The sequence below is a fragment of the Paenibacillus sp. BK033 genome (assembly GCF_004345425.1).
In the GTDB taxonomy this organism is placed as follows: domain Bacteria; phylum Bacillota; class Bacilli; order Paenibacillales; family Paenibacillaceae; genus Pristimantibacillus.
Genome location: NZ_SLVP01000002.1, coordinates 824,813 through 840,063, shown reverse-complemented (window position 1 = coordinate 840,063; position 15,251 = coordinate 824,813). Strand labels below are relative to the sequence as shown.

Below are 15,251 nucleotides of genomic sequence, written 5' to 3'. Positions count from 1 at the left end.
ATTATTATAAAAATACTATCTATATGTATTATTTATATCTTTCTAGGGCATGCTTTTACTAGAGTTATAGATTTATAGAGAACTAGGGAGAGTGATGATATATGGGAAGGGTTAATCCGTTGCCAATTCGTTCCATGATGGAACGGGATGAAAGTGTCGCTGGTTACTTTTATCGATCTTTAGTAAATAACTATTTTGGTTCTCCAACTCCGTTATCATGCTACATGACTAAGCCTCTTTTAAAAAATCATAATAATGACTTCACAGACTCCGAAATGACAACCCTAAATAAACTGCTTGTAGTTGAAGGGCCTTCTATTTTCAATAATAATGCCAAACGATTAAAAACTAAGTTCGGAGTTGACAACTATTTGAAAATGGTTATAAAGAACAAAATAAAATATTGTCCTCTATGTATTAAGCAAAAGAGATATCATCGATATGCTTGGAGCATAAATTGTCTCCATTGTTGTGTGTTACATCAGCAAGTATTAATAGAAGCTTGCTCTAATTGCAAGCAATCAATTAATCTTTGGGACTTCACGAGAGGTATTTGTAATAATTGCAACTTTCTGTTTGGAAGTTCTCCAATGAGTTTAACCACTTCAATTTTAACTTCTGGTATCGTTCTTGAATCTCAACGAGCCATATACAACTTTTGTTCTGTGGATGATTATTTGGTGTTTGGCAAGTATACATCTGCTCATTTTGTAACCTTAGCATTTCATAGCTTTCATCTTCTAGAAGGAGCGCGGGACTTAACAAATACTAGTAATAGCAGCTTGAGCATTTTTCACAAACGAAGAGATCAAAAAAGGGACAGCTATAATGCTGCTCTAGCAGTAGCTAATGTCTATTGGATGTACTTAGGATTCCCGGATAATTTTTACATTGTCTTAGATTATTTTCTCGAGAGGACTTCTAAGAGAAATAGATATGATAAGTTACAGCGATTTGTGCGCTTATTTGAGGATAAAGCATTCACTGATATAGAGAATGCATACAAGGACTTCTTTGTGAGACAGGTTGACTGTGGTGAGGTAAGAAAAGATTTCTCAGTATTTAAAGGGGATCCCAAACTACTTTCAAAGCGGACTCGTGTGCGACGAGAAGAAATTAGAAAAGACATCGGAACTAGTTATGAGAAACTCAGTCAACTAAATAATATAGGTGAAATAAGTTTAGATATTAGTACCAAAGATGCAAAATCACAATATTGGATAGACTCGACAATGTTTCAAAGCTATCTCGAAGATCAAAAATCGAGGATTTCTAGAGGAGAGGTTGCATTAATGTTAGGTGTTACTAAGACATCCGTTCAAAAAATAATTAATGTTGGTTTGTTACCAATGGAACAGAAAGAATCAGAGAGCTACGGTAAAGTATATCGCCAAGATGTTCTAATTCTATTGGGAAAATGTAGAGGTAAGGAGGCAACTTCAATAAAAGGATGTTTACCACTGAACAAGGCTTTAATAAAGTATTCCGTTAATGGGCTGAGCATTGCGCATTTAATCGAGTTCACGATTAGAGATATGTTGCATCCTAAATGTTTAACTAATGCTGGAACTCTACGAGACAACTATTATAGAGAAGATGAGTTACTTAAATGTCTTGAAGAGATTAAGAAAGAACAGCAACAGCATGTTGGCTATACACAGGCTGACATCATAAAGGTATTTCGAGTTGGTGAAAGAAGATTAAAGAAAATTCTAAGCGAACATCATATTGATCCTGATTTCACGATGATTATGAAAGATGGTAGGAAAAGATACTATTACAAGGTCCATAAAATCGAAGTTATTAGAAAATCCTTGGGTAGTGACATCAAATTTATCGATTTATAGCCGATTAAATTCTTGGGGAGATGTTGAAATGATTATTAGGGATATCAATGTTAATATGGCTTTAGTTACAAGTAAGGGAATTGAATTCAATGGTAAAATTTTCACTAATGGTCAAATGATTAAACACCAATGGTTTGAACTAGCACGTCGAAGTGGTGACTGGACCATACCAGTTCTTCATTGCCCTGAAGATCCAGAGCACCTTATATTATTAGATACTGGTGGGTTTGAAATTGCTATCTCAGTTGAAACTCCTAAAGATATACCTGCTGAAATCTTAGAAAGCTATTATCAGGCACTGAATTCACTAAAAGAAAGAATGAGAGATCCTTATAGGATTTAACGCACAAACAGTCGGTGAGAGTACACCGGCTGTTTGTGCGCTTGACAGCGCAAACGACTTGGGAGTTTACGGAAGCACTAATCGACGTACTTTTCGCGAGTCAGGGTCGGAGGGATGTGAAGGAAAGCCCGGATCAGTAGGGATAACCAAATTGACAAGTAGAGTAGGATAAGCATGCAACTTGGGAATTCCAATACAACATATTGCTCTGAAGGTGGGGAGGACTTGATTCCGAGAAGAAGTCGGTTGACGTAATCAATGGAGAGCTTAACGTCTCCTGAAAGTAAACAGCCAAGAAAGCTACTAGGCGGAGGAGATCCTATAGGTGGTAAGCAGTTGGACGAAAGATAGTAGTGAAAGCTCGCTGTTGAAATTACCGGCTGTAGATACTAAATTTTAACGGATTCACTCACGCATGAGTGTGGCTTTTCCACGTGGCTTTTTCTTAGCTTCACGATAACAAATTGATCTACACTATAGATAAAAGCGCTGAATTCATGAAAAGAACATAGTTAATCTCAAAGAATTCGTATGGAAGTTCTTGTAGTGAGGAGCATTGGCGGCCAATACTACCCGGTTGTCATCCCGATCATATGTTCGTTATAATAAAGCGATAATGATGGTTTAATTGGAGGGGCAGATAAATGTTTCAATCTTCAATGAAACTTGATGAAGTACTTGTTTTAGGTAAGGATAAATCAGTTGCACAATTAAAGTTTTTGGTAGTTCAGCAAATTAGAGTAGCCGGCCAAGATGAGATAAGTTTTAGTCGCTCGATCTTAGAAACAGATCAGGATTTAATAGTAGCCGCAATTCCAAAGTAATGCTTGCAAGCAAGACCTTTCTAAAGAGGAATGGGTGAAAAAAGACAGCAAAAGAAGCCTAGAACGTAAACCACGAAAAGTTCGGTGGTGGAACCACAGCTTATGGAAATCAGCGATAGCAAGGAGAGAATTATGCTGAACGTAGTGAATTCCGCTGAAACCGGAAAACCACAACGGACATTTTACTACGACAAAAACTGTCGGATGAACATTATGCACATTCAAGTCCGTGAAATTCGCGGACTTTTTTGTTATGGGATAAAGTTCTTGCCGGTGGCTAGGAAATTGGCGAATGAGCATGAGGAAATAAGGGTATCGGTCCGGCAGAGTGATTTCGGGGAAGCGTGGCAGCCGGGCAACCCTGCGAGGCTAAGTCTGACGCCTCGTTCCCTACGGTCACTTAAGCCTCTCTCTCCTGAGTTCATTTTAGCCTTAAATATAGAGACCAAGGAGGAAGTAGATCGTATACATAGTTTACTTTCTAATGCTAGTGATAACACAATGAAAAAAAAAGAGGTCGACCAGAAAGATCTGGTGACCTCATAATACGAACGGGTATGATAGTTAAGAAGCGTTTAAAAATGAATACAGATTGAATTAGCCGTGCCATGCTCTGGAGTCAGTTCATATCCTATAAAGAATGCCTATGGAAAGACACTTACCTAAGGAGCTGGGGGATAATTGAGAATTGCTCTAATCTCGACGAATACGATTCCTGTCCCGCCGAAGGGTTACGGGGGCACGCAGCGCGAGGTTCATTATTTGACTGAAGAATTGGTCAAACGGGGACACGAGGTGTTTCTGTTTGCCAAGAAAGGGTCGAGCTCGAACGCGACCCAAACGTTCGAATATGAATCAAACGATCGAAAAGAACAGCTCGACTTCATCATTAAAAACCTCCCGCCCGACGTGGACATCATACATGATCATTACGGCATCGTCGCCAAGGCGAATCCGCCGATTCCTACCATCGGCCAGTCGCATTCCCAAGGAAGCGATAGCCGTATTCAGATTCCGGTCTATGTCAGCAAATTCATCCTGCGTAAATTTGGGAAACGAAGAGGCTACGCCGTCTACAACGGCATTCGCATGGATGATTACACGTTCAGGACCACCAAGCAGAACTACATGCTCTTCCTGGGGAGAGTGATCAAAAAAAAGGGCGTTCACCTGGCCATCAAGGTCGCCAAGAAAACGGGAAAGAGGCTCATCATCGCCGGGACGCTGAACGACAAGAAATATTACAACTCCAAAATCAAGCCGCATCTGGGTAAAAATATCCGCTATGTCGGCATCGTCGGCGGTGAACGCAAACGCCAGCTGCTCGCAAACGCCAGCTTCGTCTTGTTCACCTCGACGTGGGATGAACCTTTCGGTCTAGTCCTCGTAGAATCGATGGCGAGTGGCACACCCGTGCTTGGCTTCCGGAAAGGCGGCGTCACTGAGGTGCTTCGGGGCATGCCACAGCTGCTGTGCCGCACGACCTCAGACATGGCGGCGAAGGTCAAGAACCGCAAGAGACTGCCGGCGGCCCGAAAGCTCCGGCGTTATGTAAGAACACGGTACTCCGATATCATCTTGACGGACTCGGTTCTGAAGCTGTACCAAAAGGTTCTCGACAACAAATTGTACAAAATCAGGAATAATACGTTGTGGAACCGTCGAAAGGCCGAGCTTCTAGGAAAAAGATAGAAGCGTTGTTATTGATAAATCGGAAGGGTGATACTAAAGGGACACAAACAACAGGCGGCCGAATCATTAATTCGCAGCCTTCATTAAGCTGGAGACCAAAGTGAATGAAGCTTGGCGCAAGATAATATGATAGAGTGGGCTATCCCACTTATCTTTCATGCTTACTGGCTCATAGGAGTTCAACTAACTGGGATCTATAGATCAAATAAAAAAGCTGCAGCGGATCGGAGGATCTTCTGTAGCTTTTGTTGAAGTAACGGGCAGGATACTTCCAATATGTGCTAAAATGGATAGGTGGCATTAAGAGCTTATACAGGGGGATTTAAGCCATGACTAACATACACTTTCTAGAGACAAGATTAGCCAGCAGGTATGGAGAAGTGTTTTCAAATGAAGGTAACAACACTGTATTTGTTGACTTAATCATTGATTCGATATCCTTGTATCAAAGGCTGAAAGAGCACGACTTCGTACCTGCCTTTGGTTGGGGAAATGATGAGCAACAACAGCTTACAATTGACTACTTCTTATTTAAGTTCCCTTTTGAATTCAAGTATCATAGGTATCCAATATTGATTTGTCCGCTGTGCGGTGATCTAGAATGCGGATATATCTCTGTGGCTATTGATAAAGAATCTGATATTGTAGAGTGGAGTAATTTTTACTTAGAACGTAATAATCAACCACTCGATATTGGACCTTTCTACTTTAAGTGGGATAACTACAAAGCGGCAATTGAGAAAGCTTACGAAATCGGTCGTTTGAACTAACTGGGAACATTAATTCAACAATCTAGAAGCAGTTTCCGCCGCGGCAGCTGCTCCATGCAATTACCCGTTAGTAAAAAATTTAGTAGATAGGAAGATTGTATTAAATGATGAAGCAAACTAAATTCATTGTGCTAACTCTAACACTAGCCGCAGCTTTAACGATTCCAGCAATAATTAACGCTGATTCTGCCGAGGTAACACAGACAGAATCCAATCTTCCAATTGTAACACCAGTCATGTCGACAGAATCACCTAACGATTTCATTGTTATTGTTCCACTGACAAACTATAGCAGTACTGATACTAGCGCTGGCTCTGCTTTTGTAGTGCCAGGTGGTTTCGGCTATGGAAAACTTCACTTTCACAACTTAGGTAAAGGCGCGGTAACTGTTACGGTACAACACGTTGCTACAGGCTTAGAATATGTAGCAGTAAATATAGCTCCAGGAGCAGAGTATACGTGGAGAAGCAGTACTCAATATCCGCAAGGTATGCGCTCTGGTGATTATAACGTCCAATTTCACTCTTCCACTGCTGCTGTAAACGTGGATTTTGATGGATACGCATCCAATAGTGTAACTTGAAGGAACTGCACTGAATGAAGCGCTGGTTTATAAGGGAAATCGGATGGATTGGATCTTCACAAAGCCACATTTTCTAATGCAGTCGGTAAGAAGCCACTTGAGGACTCGAGGGAACTACAACTTCAAGATATGCTTGTATTACTTTTAGTACCGCATATGCAAGAGAAGTTAGCTGAAGTATATTCAGATGTATTTACAGTACCGGGATCACCAGATATATATCCTTATTTTGTTGAAGTAACGCATACTGAAAGAACCAATGGTTTCCGTGGTTTTGATTTATTAATCACACTCCATGTGCGTCCAACTGTTGGCCCTCATATCCCAGTTGGTGAAGATGTTTTTACATATAGGATCTCGTCTACTGGAGTTGAACTAAAAAATCTTGAACATCTTAAAGGACCGAATAAGAAAGATTTCCCTCCAAATTACCAAGATCTTTTAAAGTAACGGGATACGATAACTGAACAAATAAGGAGCAGTTTGCCGGCGGCAGCTGCTCCTTATTTCGTTGAAGTAACGGGCAGTTTAATATAACTAATTCCACCAAGTTATCTGCATAACATTTGCAGGGGAATTGCATTGAAAAGGACTCGAGCTTGTTTTGAGCAGCTGTTCTAGCCTTTATAGCAAAGCGCTGTATGTGCCTTCCTTTATAACGGTAACAAAGCCGCCAATCGGCGGCTTTTATTCATTCGGAATTACTTCGATTTTTTCTTAGCTGCGGATCTGCCTTGCTTCTTCGGATCATCCGAGGGCGGGGCCGCATGCTGTGAGCCGTTAGGTTTAATCACATCAGTCATCGTCCAGTACTCCTTTCTTAAGAATTCTCATTAGTTATATGTAGATATCCCTGCTTTATCCGAAAAGCGATAGGGATATGGGGAAATTTAATTGATACGCATAAGTACTGGGAAGAGGCTCAATGCATGCATCTTGAATTACGGGAAACTATAAATTAACAACACGTCAGCAGCCGGCATATAAAGCTCGGCTGCTTTTTGTTGAACTAATGGGCAGGATAGCGCAATCGCTTCACGAATATTTCATCGAGTATGAATTTTTGCGAAGTTAGTAAATAAGACGTTATCTGAAAGTGACGAAAGATCGGGGGAATGAAAAAGATGGAAGTCCAATTAAAAGATGTCTATATAGAAGTTATCAAAGGAGATATCACACAATCTTCATTAGACTGCATAGTTAATGCAGCAAACACAAGTTTGCTTGGTGGTGGTGGAGTTGATGGTGCTATTCACCGTGCAGGCGGGAGTGCAATCTTAGAAGAATGCAATAAGATCAGAGCTAAACAAGGTGGTTGCCAAATTGGCGAGGCAGTTATTACAACCGCAGGAAAACTAAAAGCAAAGTTTGTTATACATACAGTAGGACCTGTATGGAACGAGGGTAAGACAAATGAAGAGGAGAAATTAAAGAACTGTTACATAAAATCACTAACATTGGCAGTTCAAAATCAAATTGAAAGTATTGCATTTCCGAATATCAGTACGGGGATTTATCGATTTCCAAAAGAGATGGCTGCAGATATAGCCATTCATTCTGTATTGGAATTTGTAGAGAAGAATCAAACAATAAAGCGAATTCAGTTCATTTGTTTTGATGATGATAATTATCAGATATATCAAAGAATATTAAAGGGAATATGAGCTAACTCAAGAAGTCGTCCCCTTTAGATAACAACATTTTCATGGGTTCGGGGCATTCGGCAAGTTCATTACGGGGAACATTAGTTTCAAAGCATAATACGGCTGCTGATTAGAGATCCGCTGCCGTTTTTTATGGAGTAAAAGAGGTTAACGCAACAAATTATGGAGGAGAAGGTATGACCATTATAAGTATCGAAGGTGCTAGTGCTGTAGGAAAAACAAGCACATCCTCTGAACTGGCTGCCATTCATGGGGCTTTTCATATCCCCGAAATTAATACCTGGTGGAAAGAACGACCTAACCCTGAATATAGAGAATGGTGGTTTGAACGTCAGGCAGATCGATGGAGAATAGCCTTGAAAAACAGGAATAAGCACTCTTTTGTTGTTATAGACATCGATTTATTTCAACCCTTTTGGTATAACTGGGCGTATGATTTTACTTTATTTGATAATCAGTCGTTAGAGTTTATAGCCGATTACTATCGGAATCTGATTCTAGACCAAAAAATCGGATTCCCTGACAGATATTATCTACTCAGCTGCAGTGAGGATGAACTAATTAAACGGAAAGAATCGGATTCTTCGAGGAAACGAGGGGGCTTTGATATGAATTTACAGTTCATCAAGCCACAAAAACATTACTTCGAAGCGCTTAATAAAGAGGTTCCCGGTCTAGTCCATTTTATAGATTCCGTGAGCGTTGATAGAAATATTGTGGAAATCATTACATCGATTCCGAGTACCCAAAATAAGCATACTTACTCAATCGAGTTGTTTGATTTTATGGTGGACTGGCTATCTCGAAATAAAGCTGATCAGTTCAGATGAGCCGTTACGCTATCGAAGAACTTTAGTTCAAATATAATGAATGGCAATATATTTCTGAAAGTGAGGGGTCAAATGATTTTTATTACTGGTGATATACATGGAACTATCGAAATAGGGAAGCGTTTAAATACAAGGAATTTCCCTAAACAACGAGAGTTAACCAAGAAGGACTACGTTATTGTTACAGGTGATTTTGGTCTTATATGGAAGCTTGATGCTGAGGACCAATACTGGTTAAAGTGGTTAAAAAAACAGAAAAATTTTACTACCTTATTTATTGACGGTAATCATGAGAATTTTGATTTACTAGAAAAGTATCCAACTGAATTTTGGAATGGCGGGAAGATTCATAAGATTAACGACAGTGTGTTTCATATGACAAGAGGACAAGTTTTTAACATTGATGGATTAAAGTTCTTTACTTTTGGTGGAGCTGCCTCACATGATAAGGAATATCGCGTTGAAGGCAAGTCATGGTGGAGGAGAGAGATGCCTTCACAAGAAGAATATGAAGAAGGTTTAAAAAATCTAGTTAATAACAGCTGGGCAGTTGATTATGTATTGACACACACCTGCTCAATAGAAATATTAAATTGGTTAAATAATCATTATAGCTTTAATTATGAAGAAGACATTATGCATAATTATTTTCAAACTATTCAAAATCAACTTAAATATAATAGATGGTTTTTCGGGCATTTTCATTATGATATTAACCTAATAAATAATAATCGTTTGATATATAAAGATATAATCGAATTACCGGTATAGTATTGCAGACAAGGGATGATATCCAAGGGGATGAAGAAGGAATGCTATTTAGTGCTAAAACTATGGAAATACTGCAGTCTTCAGGATGGTCTGCAACTTACAAGGCAGGTGTGAGCGAGTATATAAAGGTATTTATGGAAGAGGATTATTTTGTGAATGAACTAGTCATTAACTTTCTATCTCAGTTTGGTGGGCTGACGATCGAACATCCAGCATATAGAGTTCCGAAAAAAACCGCTAATTTTCATTTTAATCCTATTAAAGCGATAAATCATATTAATAAAGAAAGAGTTGAAACCTATGAGGAGCGTATTAATACTTCATTGGTGGTTATTGGTGAGGCTTATAATGAACACTTAATTTTAATGATGACTCCTTCTGGGGGGATTTATGGAGCACTCGACGAATATCTGACTTTTCTCGGTAATAACCCAAAAGAAGCAATTGAAGCTCTATGTGAGGGTAAGGAAACTCCTGAGATTCTTTAGACTTCTTATTAAGTTAACGGGGAACTATAGCTGAGTTAACACCGCGGCAGCCGGCTATGATCGGCTGCCTTTTTCATTGAAATAAAGGTCGGAAAACTTCCGGCTTGTGATACAATTTTAGGAAAGCAAGTAGAAAATTGATAATGAGAGGAAAGTGTCCTATGAAGACTAAAATGTGTGAAGTGCTTTTCGATCAGGGACTGACAGACAAGAAGGTTATAGGGGCATTTATATTTGATATGGACGGTGTTATCCTTGATAGCGAGCCACTGCATTTCGAGGCAGACAGGTTGACAATGGCACAATTTGGACATCATGTCGAACAAGAAGATCTAGAATCATTTGTTGGTATGACTAACCCTGAGATGTGGCGTGTTATACGGCAAACATATGGTATAGAAGCTGGGTTAAGGGAAATTCTCGCTTTTCAAAAAAACATCAAGCTTGAGAGGCTCTTAAGTGAGACTTGGGAGCCAATTCAAGGAATTAAGGATCTTCTTGTATTATTGCAGGCTGCCCGCATTCCTATGGCGGTGGCGTCTTCATCACCACGCTGGTTTATAGAAGGGGTTCTTACTCGTTTAAGTATTGAGAATTTCTTCAAAATCACCATTAGTGGAGAGGAGATGAAACAGGGTAAGCCTTCACCAGATATCTATTTGGAAGCTGCCCGTCTACTCGGGGTAAGACCCGAGCATTGCGTTGTACTAGAGGACTCAAGGAATGGCGTAGTTGCTGCAAAGGCAGCAGGTATGACCTGTATTGGATTTATTAACCTGAACTCGGGTCAGCAGGATTTAACACTCGCCGACTATACTGTTAGTGAGATCATGGAGATAAGCAGCGCATTGCGCTAACGGGAGACGTTAGTTAAATGAAGACCATGAAAAAGCTGTCGGCGCCGATCGGCAGCTTTATTACGTTAACGGGCAGGATAGCGTGGAGTCTTTGTATAATATATAAAAACAAGTTCTGGAGATGAAAGGCCAAAAAACGATTAATGTAGGGTTGTTATGAAAAAACAATTTAAGAATGGACACCTTATGTTAGAGAGTTTTGGATATGAATTTATTGTACACTGCCCTAATTGTAACGATAAATCTAAGGTATATCACCTGAAGCACCTTATTATAGAGATGCAATAAAAAGGTTCATTTGTACGTCTTGCGGGCTGGTCAAGGAATTGATTCCAGGTAAAAATTGTTTTAACGAAAACGTTATTTCTTATGGAAATTCCTGGCGTGATGGGGTTATTAATATAGGCGGGAATTATGACTGGTATTTTGGTTATCCACTGTACTTACAAGCACCTTGTTGTGGACATACTCTTTGGGCGTATAATATTGAACATTTATCTTATCTAGAAAAGTACGTAGAAGCTGAATTAAGAGGACCATCTCCTTACTATTTAAGTGTGGAAAGCAGGCTTCCAATTTGGATGAAAACAGCTAAAAATCGTGATGCTGTCTTAAAAGCTATAAATAAAATAAAACAGATAGCGGAAATAAGTTAAACTTCCCCCGATTTTCAGCACCTGTATTTTAGTTGAAGATCGGGATATAGGGAACTTGGGATTTACGGGTCTTTTAAAAGTGCACTCATAAGGTGATATAGTTAAGCTATCGATGAACGATAGCTCAATCATGTCACAGCAGCGGCCGGCCATTCGTTCGGCCGCCGCTCGTCGTTGAACTCCCATGAAAATAAACTTAGCTCAAAACCTGAAAAAGAGCATAATAAAACAGACCCAGAATAACACTTTTAAAAAAAAGGCTGAGCCTCTGAAGTTGATGCTTATGGAGTTGTGTGGTAGTTTAGCATCTTTCATAGAAAAACAAAGGTAAGGCTGGTGCAACCAGTCAAAAAGGATTAATCTCCCATAAGTGCTACCCGTATTGGGTGCGACATTCTGTGATGCACCGTGAAGGTTGGGCTCTAATGGCACCATAGTTCATAGACCTTCTTCTCCCAGCCTCGTTAGAAGTATTGACAGATTCTAAACATTTTCATCCTCTGTGGTGCAGCGCTGTTTTTGCGCTGCATGGATGGCTAAAGGGCAGATTACGCTAATGCCTCCTGCAGAAAAGGTAAGGTGATTAAAAGGGGAATTTCATTGTATCTCTAACAGTTATGTAGTACCTTTTCCTTATCCTGTAGAAGATTGATTGGCATATACGCAGAAGACTGTTTATCTTCCTACGTAACAAGCACAAACGGAAATTTCAGAGATGGGGATCAGAAGTTAGCCATGCTTTGCTTAAGAGTGGCTTCACAACCGTTTCCTCCTGGGGACACCGTAATGCTCGAGGTGAAGAACGTCGGAAAGCCGTAAGAGGGAAAACCTCACGTACGGTTAGATGAGGAGGGGCTGGATGCCCGGCCCTTCATTCTACTATTTTCTAGTCCAAGGCTACCGCTGTTTTTATAAGCTGGGGCCAGTCTAATACTTATTTCATTAAATCTGACGGTTTTATAATTTGAAAAGCCTCCCGGATCAGCATGCCTAGTCTAATACTTTATTTTCTTTTCACACTTGAACAAGTGTTGGATTCCCAGCTAAATTTTCCAATTAAGCAGAAAACAAGATCGAAAAAGGCCATGTTGCTTGAACATGGCCTTTCAATGTTTGGCTGTTAAGTTTCCCTTCCAGAACGTAAGCGGGGATGTTCGGGTAGCATCGATTGAACGAGCTTTTGTACACTTGGATGCTGCAGCCGCATAAATTGCTCTTTATCCTCGCAATAAACAGCCAGCTTACCTTGTTCCATGACGGCTAACGCATCGGAAATGTGATAGGCGGCCTTAATATCATGTGTAATAAACAAATAAGACAAGCCAAAATTCTTCTTTAAATCGCTTAATAAATCGAGAATGGCAGCTTGCGTCACCATATCCAGACTGCTTACTGCTTCGTCTAATACGATCATTTTCGGTTTCAACGCAATCGCTCGAGCAATATTGATCCGTTGAAGTTGTCCGCCGCTGAATTGATGCGGGTACTTTTTCCGGTCTTCCAGATGAAGGCCGACGATTTCCAGCAGTTTTTCAACCCGGCGTATGTGTTCCTGCTTCGAGAGCTTTTCATAGTTCAACAGCGGCTCTCCGATTATTTGCTCCGCATTCAATTTTGGGTTAACGGATGAATAGCAATCTTGAAAAACAACTTGCAAATCACGGCGGATCTTATTGCGGTCGGATGCATGAGCAGCATACAGATTGACGCCTTGAAACAGTACTTGCCCTTGCTGCGGTTTTTCCAAACCAAGAATTACTTTGCCTAGTGTGCTTTTACCAGCTCCGCTCGTCCCCAGGAGGCCTAGGCATTGGCCTGGTTCGATAGAGAGGGAGATGTCGATAAGCACATTTGATCGCTTTGTTCCTCTAAACAGACTGAATGCGGAGTATCCGTGCGTAACATGACTAACCTGCAGCAGACTCATATTCTACCCCCCCATCTTCGATAACATATGAGCAGCAATAGGGCTGCTCCGCCAATTCCGACACAGCTGGAAAACATCATTTCGTAAGTGAATGCATTCGCCAATAGACTTAAAGCCCAAATACCGACAGACGTCCCAAAGTCAGCCGCTGCAATAAACAGTCCGATTCCTTGACCTTTGAACCGTTCCGGCACAGTGAACGAGACATAAGTTAGCAGTGTCGGATAAAGCATGGAAAGCGCAATTCCGTTGCAGACAGCGGCGAATAAAACGACCGTCAGCGAGTCTGCGATTCGCAGCAAACCAACTGCAGCTGTCATCATACAGATGAGCAGAACGACCAATTTGTAAGGGAAACGTTTCCCCGTTGGAATGAATTTCCGCCCAAAAAAACGAAGAAAGACGAGAACAGCGGTTTCCGTCAGAAAATACAAGCTGGCATAAGGCAATCCGCGAATCTCCAAGTAGATCGGGAGAAACGCGGATATGGTGCCAATAACAGCCGATGCTAAAAGCATGATGAATGAAGGAAACAGCAGTTTCCGGTCGCTCCATCCGGAATATTTCTCATTTGTGGCCTTTGCGGCCTGTGGATGGTCATTCTTTCGCAGTTCAGGCATTCGGGCGTTTGCGCCAATCAGGAGTGTTATCAGACCAAGAGGAATTAGTGCGACAAATAGGAATATCGTTGGTATTTTATCGATGAAATAGAGAACGAGAAAAGGACCGTAAGTGTATGGCAGCATAGACGAAAGCGAAAACAGGGACAGGCCTTGGCCACGCGCGTCTTCAGGTAAAGCTTCTATTATCATCAGATGTGATATCATTGAGAAGAATGAAAGTATTACGCCTTGCAGAATACGAAGCCCAGCGAATAGCCATAGTTCTTGAATCGAATATAACGATAAAACAACTGCATTCATGATTAACGTAGCAATGAAAATCCGTTTCGTTCCCAGCGTGTCGACAATTTTGCCGGCAACCGGTCGTAAAAACATCGATGTGAACATATATGCTCCCATGATAAAGCCAATCTGCGCCGGACTTGCCCCAAGTTTTTGTGAGCTAAGCGGTAGAAGAATAAGCAGGATGTGGCTGGTCGTATAGAACAAAACCGCCATGCTGTAAATTTGTATCGCTTTTAGCCCGAAGGGATGGTTCCTCGCCAATGCGGCCGAAGTTTCCGATTTCTCGGAATCAGTTGATACACTCATGCCAGTAGAAATTCCTTGGATTGCTGATTAATAGAGAAGGAAGGTCTAGCGTTCAGCAGTTTTTGCGTATATTCATGCTGCGGGTGATCGAATAACTGAAAAACCTCCGCTTTCTCGACAATACGCCCATGCTGCATGACGGCAACTTCGTCGGCCATTTCCGCAATCACTCCCAAGTCATGAGTAATTAACAAAATGGATGTACCGTACTCAGAGCGAATACGATCGAGTTGTCGCAATACCCGCAGCTGATTATCTACATCAAGTGCGGTGGTGGGCTCGTCTGCAATTAAAACCGAGGGGCGGAGGCAAATGGCCATTGCAATCATGACCCGTTGCAGCATACCGCCGCTCAGCTGAAAAGGGTATTGCTTCATAATACCGACCGGATCCGGCAAGTTTACGTCTTGAAGGGAAGATACGGCCAGCTCATAGGCTTGTTTTTTCGAAAGAGACGTATGCGTGCGGATCGTTTCGATAAATTGATTGCCGATGGTCAACACAGGACTAAAGGCATTCATCGGATTTTGCATAATAAGCGAAATTTCTTTGCCGCGGATGGCTCGCATCGATTCCGAATGAATTCCGTTCAACTCGCGTCCATTCAACTGGATACTACCTTCGATTTTTGTCGTTTTACGATCCAGCAGCTGCAGCACAGACATGCTTGTGATCGTTTTGCCGCATCCGCTTTCTCCAATCAGACCAAGCACGCGTCCGGGTTTAAGCTCCAAATCGACGGCATGAACGAGCGGCTTCTCACCTTGGGCCATTTTCGCCGATA

The 15,251-nt window shown here is 41.2% G+C and carries 17 protein-coding genes; 14 read left to right on the top strand and 3 right to left on the bottom strand.

Annotation, left to right across the window (positions count from 1 at the left end; translation table 11 throughout):
- Positions 1 to 101: 101 nt before the first annotated feature.
- The 14 genes from EV294_RS10790 (at position 102) to EV294_RS10725 (ending at position 11,326) form a co-directional block, all read left to right on the top strand.
- On the top strand, positions 102 to 1,847 hold the full coding sequence (locus EV294_RS10790; protein WP_132306590.1) for a TniQ family protein: 1,746 nt from the start codon (positions 102 to 104) through the stop codon (positions 1,845 to 1,847).
- Between the two features lie 28 nt (positions 1,848 to 1,875).
- Positions 1,876 to 2,190 (top strand): hypothetical protein, encoded by a 315-nt coding sequence (locus EV294_RS10785; protein WP_132306588.1) that lies wholly within the window; start codon positions 1,876 to 1,878, stop codon positions 2,188 to 2,190.
- Positions 2,191 to 2,834: 644 nt separating this feature from the next.
- Entirely contained in the window at positions 2,835 to 3,014 is a 180-nt protein-coding gene (locus EV294_RS10780) for a hypothetical protein (protein WP_132306585.1), read from the top strand.
- A gap of 102 nt (positions 3,015 to 3,116) precedes the next feature.
- Positions 3,117 to 3,560, top strand: a complete 444-nt coding sequence (locus EV294_RS30635; protein ID WP_243711622.1) for a hypothetical protein — start codon at positions 3,117 to 3,119, stop codon at positions 3,558 to 3,560.
- A gap of 135 nt (positions 3,561 to 3,695) precedes the next feature.
- Positions 3,696 to 4,706, top strand: a complete 1,011-nt coding sequence (locus EV294_RS10770) for a glycosyltransferase (RefSeq protein ID WP_132306583.1) — start codon at positions 3,696 to 3,698, stop codon at positions 4,704 to 4,706.
- A 329-nt stretch (positions 4,707 to 5,035) separates the two neighbouring features.
- Positions 5,036 to 5,476 (top strand): oxidoreductase, encoded by a 441-nt coding sequence (locus EV294_RS10765; RefSeq protein ID WP_132306581.1) that lies wholly within the window; start codon positions 5,036 to 5,038, stop codon positions 5,474 to 5,476.
- Between the two features lie 104 nt (positions 5,477 to 5,580).
- Entirely contained in the window at positions 5,581 to 6,060 is a 480-nt protein-coding gene (locus EV294_RS10760; protein WP_132306579.1) for a hypothetical protein, read from the top strand.
- Between the two features lie 48 nt (positions 6,061 to 6,108).
- A complete protein-coding gene (locus EV294_RS10755) occupies positions 6,109 to 6,510 on the top strand; it encodes a DUF3888 domain-containing protein (RefSeq protein WP_243711621.1) in 402 nt (133 codons plus the stop codon).
- 674 nt (positions 6,511 to 7,184) lie between these two features.
- Positions 7,185 to 7,724, top strand: coding sequence for an O-acetyl-ADP-ribose deacetylase (locus EV294_RS10750; protein WP_132306577.1), 540 nt, complete (start codon positions 7,185 to 7,187; stop codon positions 7,722 to 7,724).
- 176 nt (positions 7,725 to 7,900) lie between these two features.
- Entirely contained in the window at positions 7,901 to 8,554 is a 654-nt protein-coding gene (locus EV294_RS10745; RefSeq protein ID WP_132306575.1) for a DEAD/DEAH box helicase family protein, read from the top strand.
- A 72-nt stretch (positions 8,555 to 8,626) separates the two neighbouring features.
- Positions 8,627 to 9,325: a metallophosphoesterase family protein gene (locus EV294_RS10740; protein ID WP_132306573.1), complete on the top strand. Its 699-nt coding sequence runs from the start codon at positions 8,627 to 8,629 to the stop codon at positions 9,323 to 9,325.
- A gap of 41 nt (positions 9,326 to 9,366) precedes the next feature.
- Positions 9,367 to 9,813: an SUKH-3 domain-containing protein gene (locus tag EV294_RS10735; protein ID WP_132306571.1), complete on the top strand. Its 447-nt coding sequence runs from the start codon at positions 9,367 to 9,369 to the stop codon at positions 9,811 to 9,813.
- 161 nt (positions 9,814 to 9,974) lie between these two features.
- On the top strand, positions 9,975 to 10,670 hold the full coding sequence (locus EV294_RS10730; protein WP_243711620.1) for an HAD family hydrolase: 696 nt from the start codon (positions 9,975 to 9,977) through the stop codon (positions 10,668 to 10,670).
- A 326-nt stretch (positions 10,671 to 10,996) separates the two neighbouring features.
- On the top strand, positions 10,997 to 11,326 hold the full coding sequence (locus EV294_RS10725; protein WP_243711619.1) for a hypothetical protein: 330 nt from the start codon (positions 10,997 to 10,999) through the stop codon (positions 11,324 to 11,326).
- Positions 11,327 to 12,446: 1,120 nt separating this feature from the next.
- On the opposite strand, the gene nikE is transcribed toward EV294_RS10725, so the two are convergent.
- The 3 genes from nikE to nikD are packed head-to-tail and all read right to left on the bottom strand — an operon-like array spanning position 12,447 to position 15,240.
- Positions 12,447 to 13,253 carry a nickel import ATP-binding protein NikE gene (gene nikE, locus EV294_RS10720; RefSeq protein ID WP_132306569.1) on the bottom strand — a complete coding sequence of 269 codons (807 nt, stop codon included), beginning with the start codon at positions 13,251 to 13,253 and terminating at the stop codon, positions 12,447 to 12,449.
- Positions 13,250 to 14,467, bottom strand: a complete 1,218-nt coding sequence (gene cntE, locus EV294_RS10715) for a staphylopine family metallophore export MFS transporter CntE (protein WP_132306567.1) — start codon at positions 14,465 to 14,467, stop codon at positions 13,250 to 13,252. Before cntE ends, nikE begins: the two co-directional genes overlap by 4 nt.
- Positions 14,464 to 15,240, bottom strand: coding sequence for a nickel import ATP-binding protein NikD (nikD, locus tag EV294_RS10710; protein WP_132307166.1), 777 nt, complete (start codon positions 15,238 to 15,240; stop codon positions 14,464 to 14,466). The genes cntE and nikD overlap by 4 nt, the downstream gene beginning before the upstream one ends.
- Positions 15,241 to 15,251 lie beyond the last annotated feature (11 nt).

What these genes read in the sequence shown, in the direction of transcription:
- EV294_RS10750 (WP_132306577.1), top strand. Translation starts at nt 7,185, where the DNA reads ATGGAAGTCCAATTAAAAGATGTCTATATAGAAGTTATCAAAGGAGAT.
- EV294_RS10790 (WP_132306590.1), top strand. Translation starts at nt 102, where the DNA reads ATGGGAAGGGTTAATCCGTTGCCAATTCGTTCCATGATGGAACGGGAT.
- EV294_RS10780 (WP_132306585.1), top strand. Translation starts at nt 2,835, where the DNA reads ATGTTTCAATCTTCAATGAAACTTGATGAAGTACTTGTTTTAGGTAAG.
- EV294_RS30635 (WP_243711622.1), top strand. Translation starts at nt 3,117, where the DNA reads ATGGAAATCAGCGATAGCAAGGAGAGAATTATGCTGAACGTAGTGAAT.
- nikD (WP_132307166.1), bottom strand. Translation starts at nt 15,240, where the DNA reads ATGGCCCAAGGTGAGAAGCCGCTCGTTCATGCCGTCGATTTGGAGCTT.
- EV294_RS10785 (WP_132306588.1), top strand. Translation starts at nt 1,876, where the DNA reads ATGATTATTAGGGATATCAATGTTAATATGGCTTTAGTTACAAGTAAG.
- EV294_RS10730 (WP_243711620.1), top strand. Translation starts at nt 9,975, where the DNA reads ATGAAGACTAAAATGTGTGAAGTGCTTTTCGATCAGGGACTGACAGAC.
- EV294_RS10760 (WP_132306579.1), top strand. Translation starts at nt 5,581, where the DNA reads ATGATGAAGCAAACTAAATTCATTGTGCTAACTCTAACACTAGCCGCA.
- EV294_RS10765 (WP_132306581.1), top strand. Translation starts at nt 5,036, where the DNA reads ATGACTAACATACACTTTCTAGAGACAAGATTAGCCAGCAGGTATGGA.
- nikE (WP_132306569.1), bottom strand. Translation starts at nt 13,253, where the DNA reads ATGAGTCTGCTGCAGGTTAGTCATGTTACGCACGGATACTCCGCATTC.
- EV294_RS10740 (WP_132306573.1), top strand. Translation starts at nt 8,627, where the DNA reads ATGATTTTTATTACTGGTGATATACATGGAACTATCGAAATAGGGAAG.
- EV294_RS10745 (WP_132306575.1), top strand. Translation starts at nt 7,901, where the DNA reads ATGACCATTATAAGTATCGAAGGTGCTAGTGCTGTAGGAAAAACAAGC.
- EV294_RS10735 (WP_132306571.1), top strand. Translation starts at nt 9,367, where the DNA reads ATGCTATTTAGTGCTAAAACTATGGAAATACTGCAGTCTTCAGGATGG.
- cntE (WP_132306567.1), bottom strand. Translation starts at nt 14,467, where the DNA reads ATGAGTGTATCAACTGATTCCGAGAAATCGGAAACTTCGGCCGCATTG.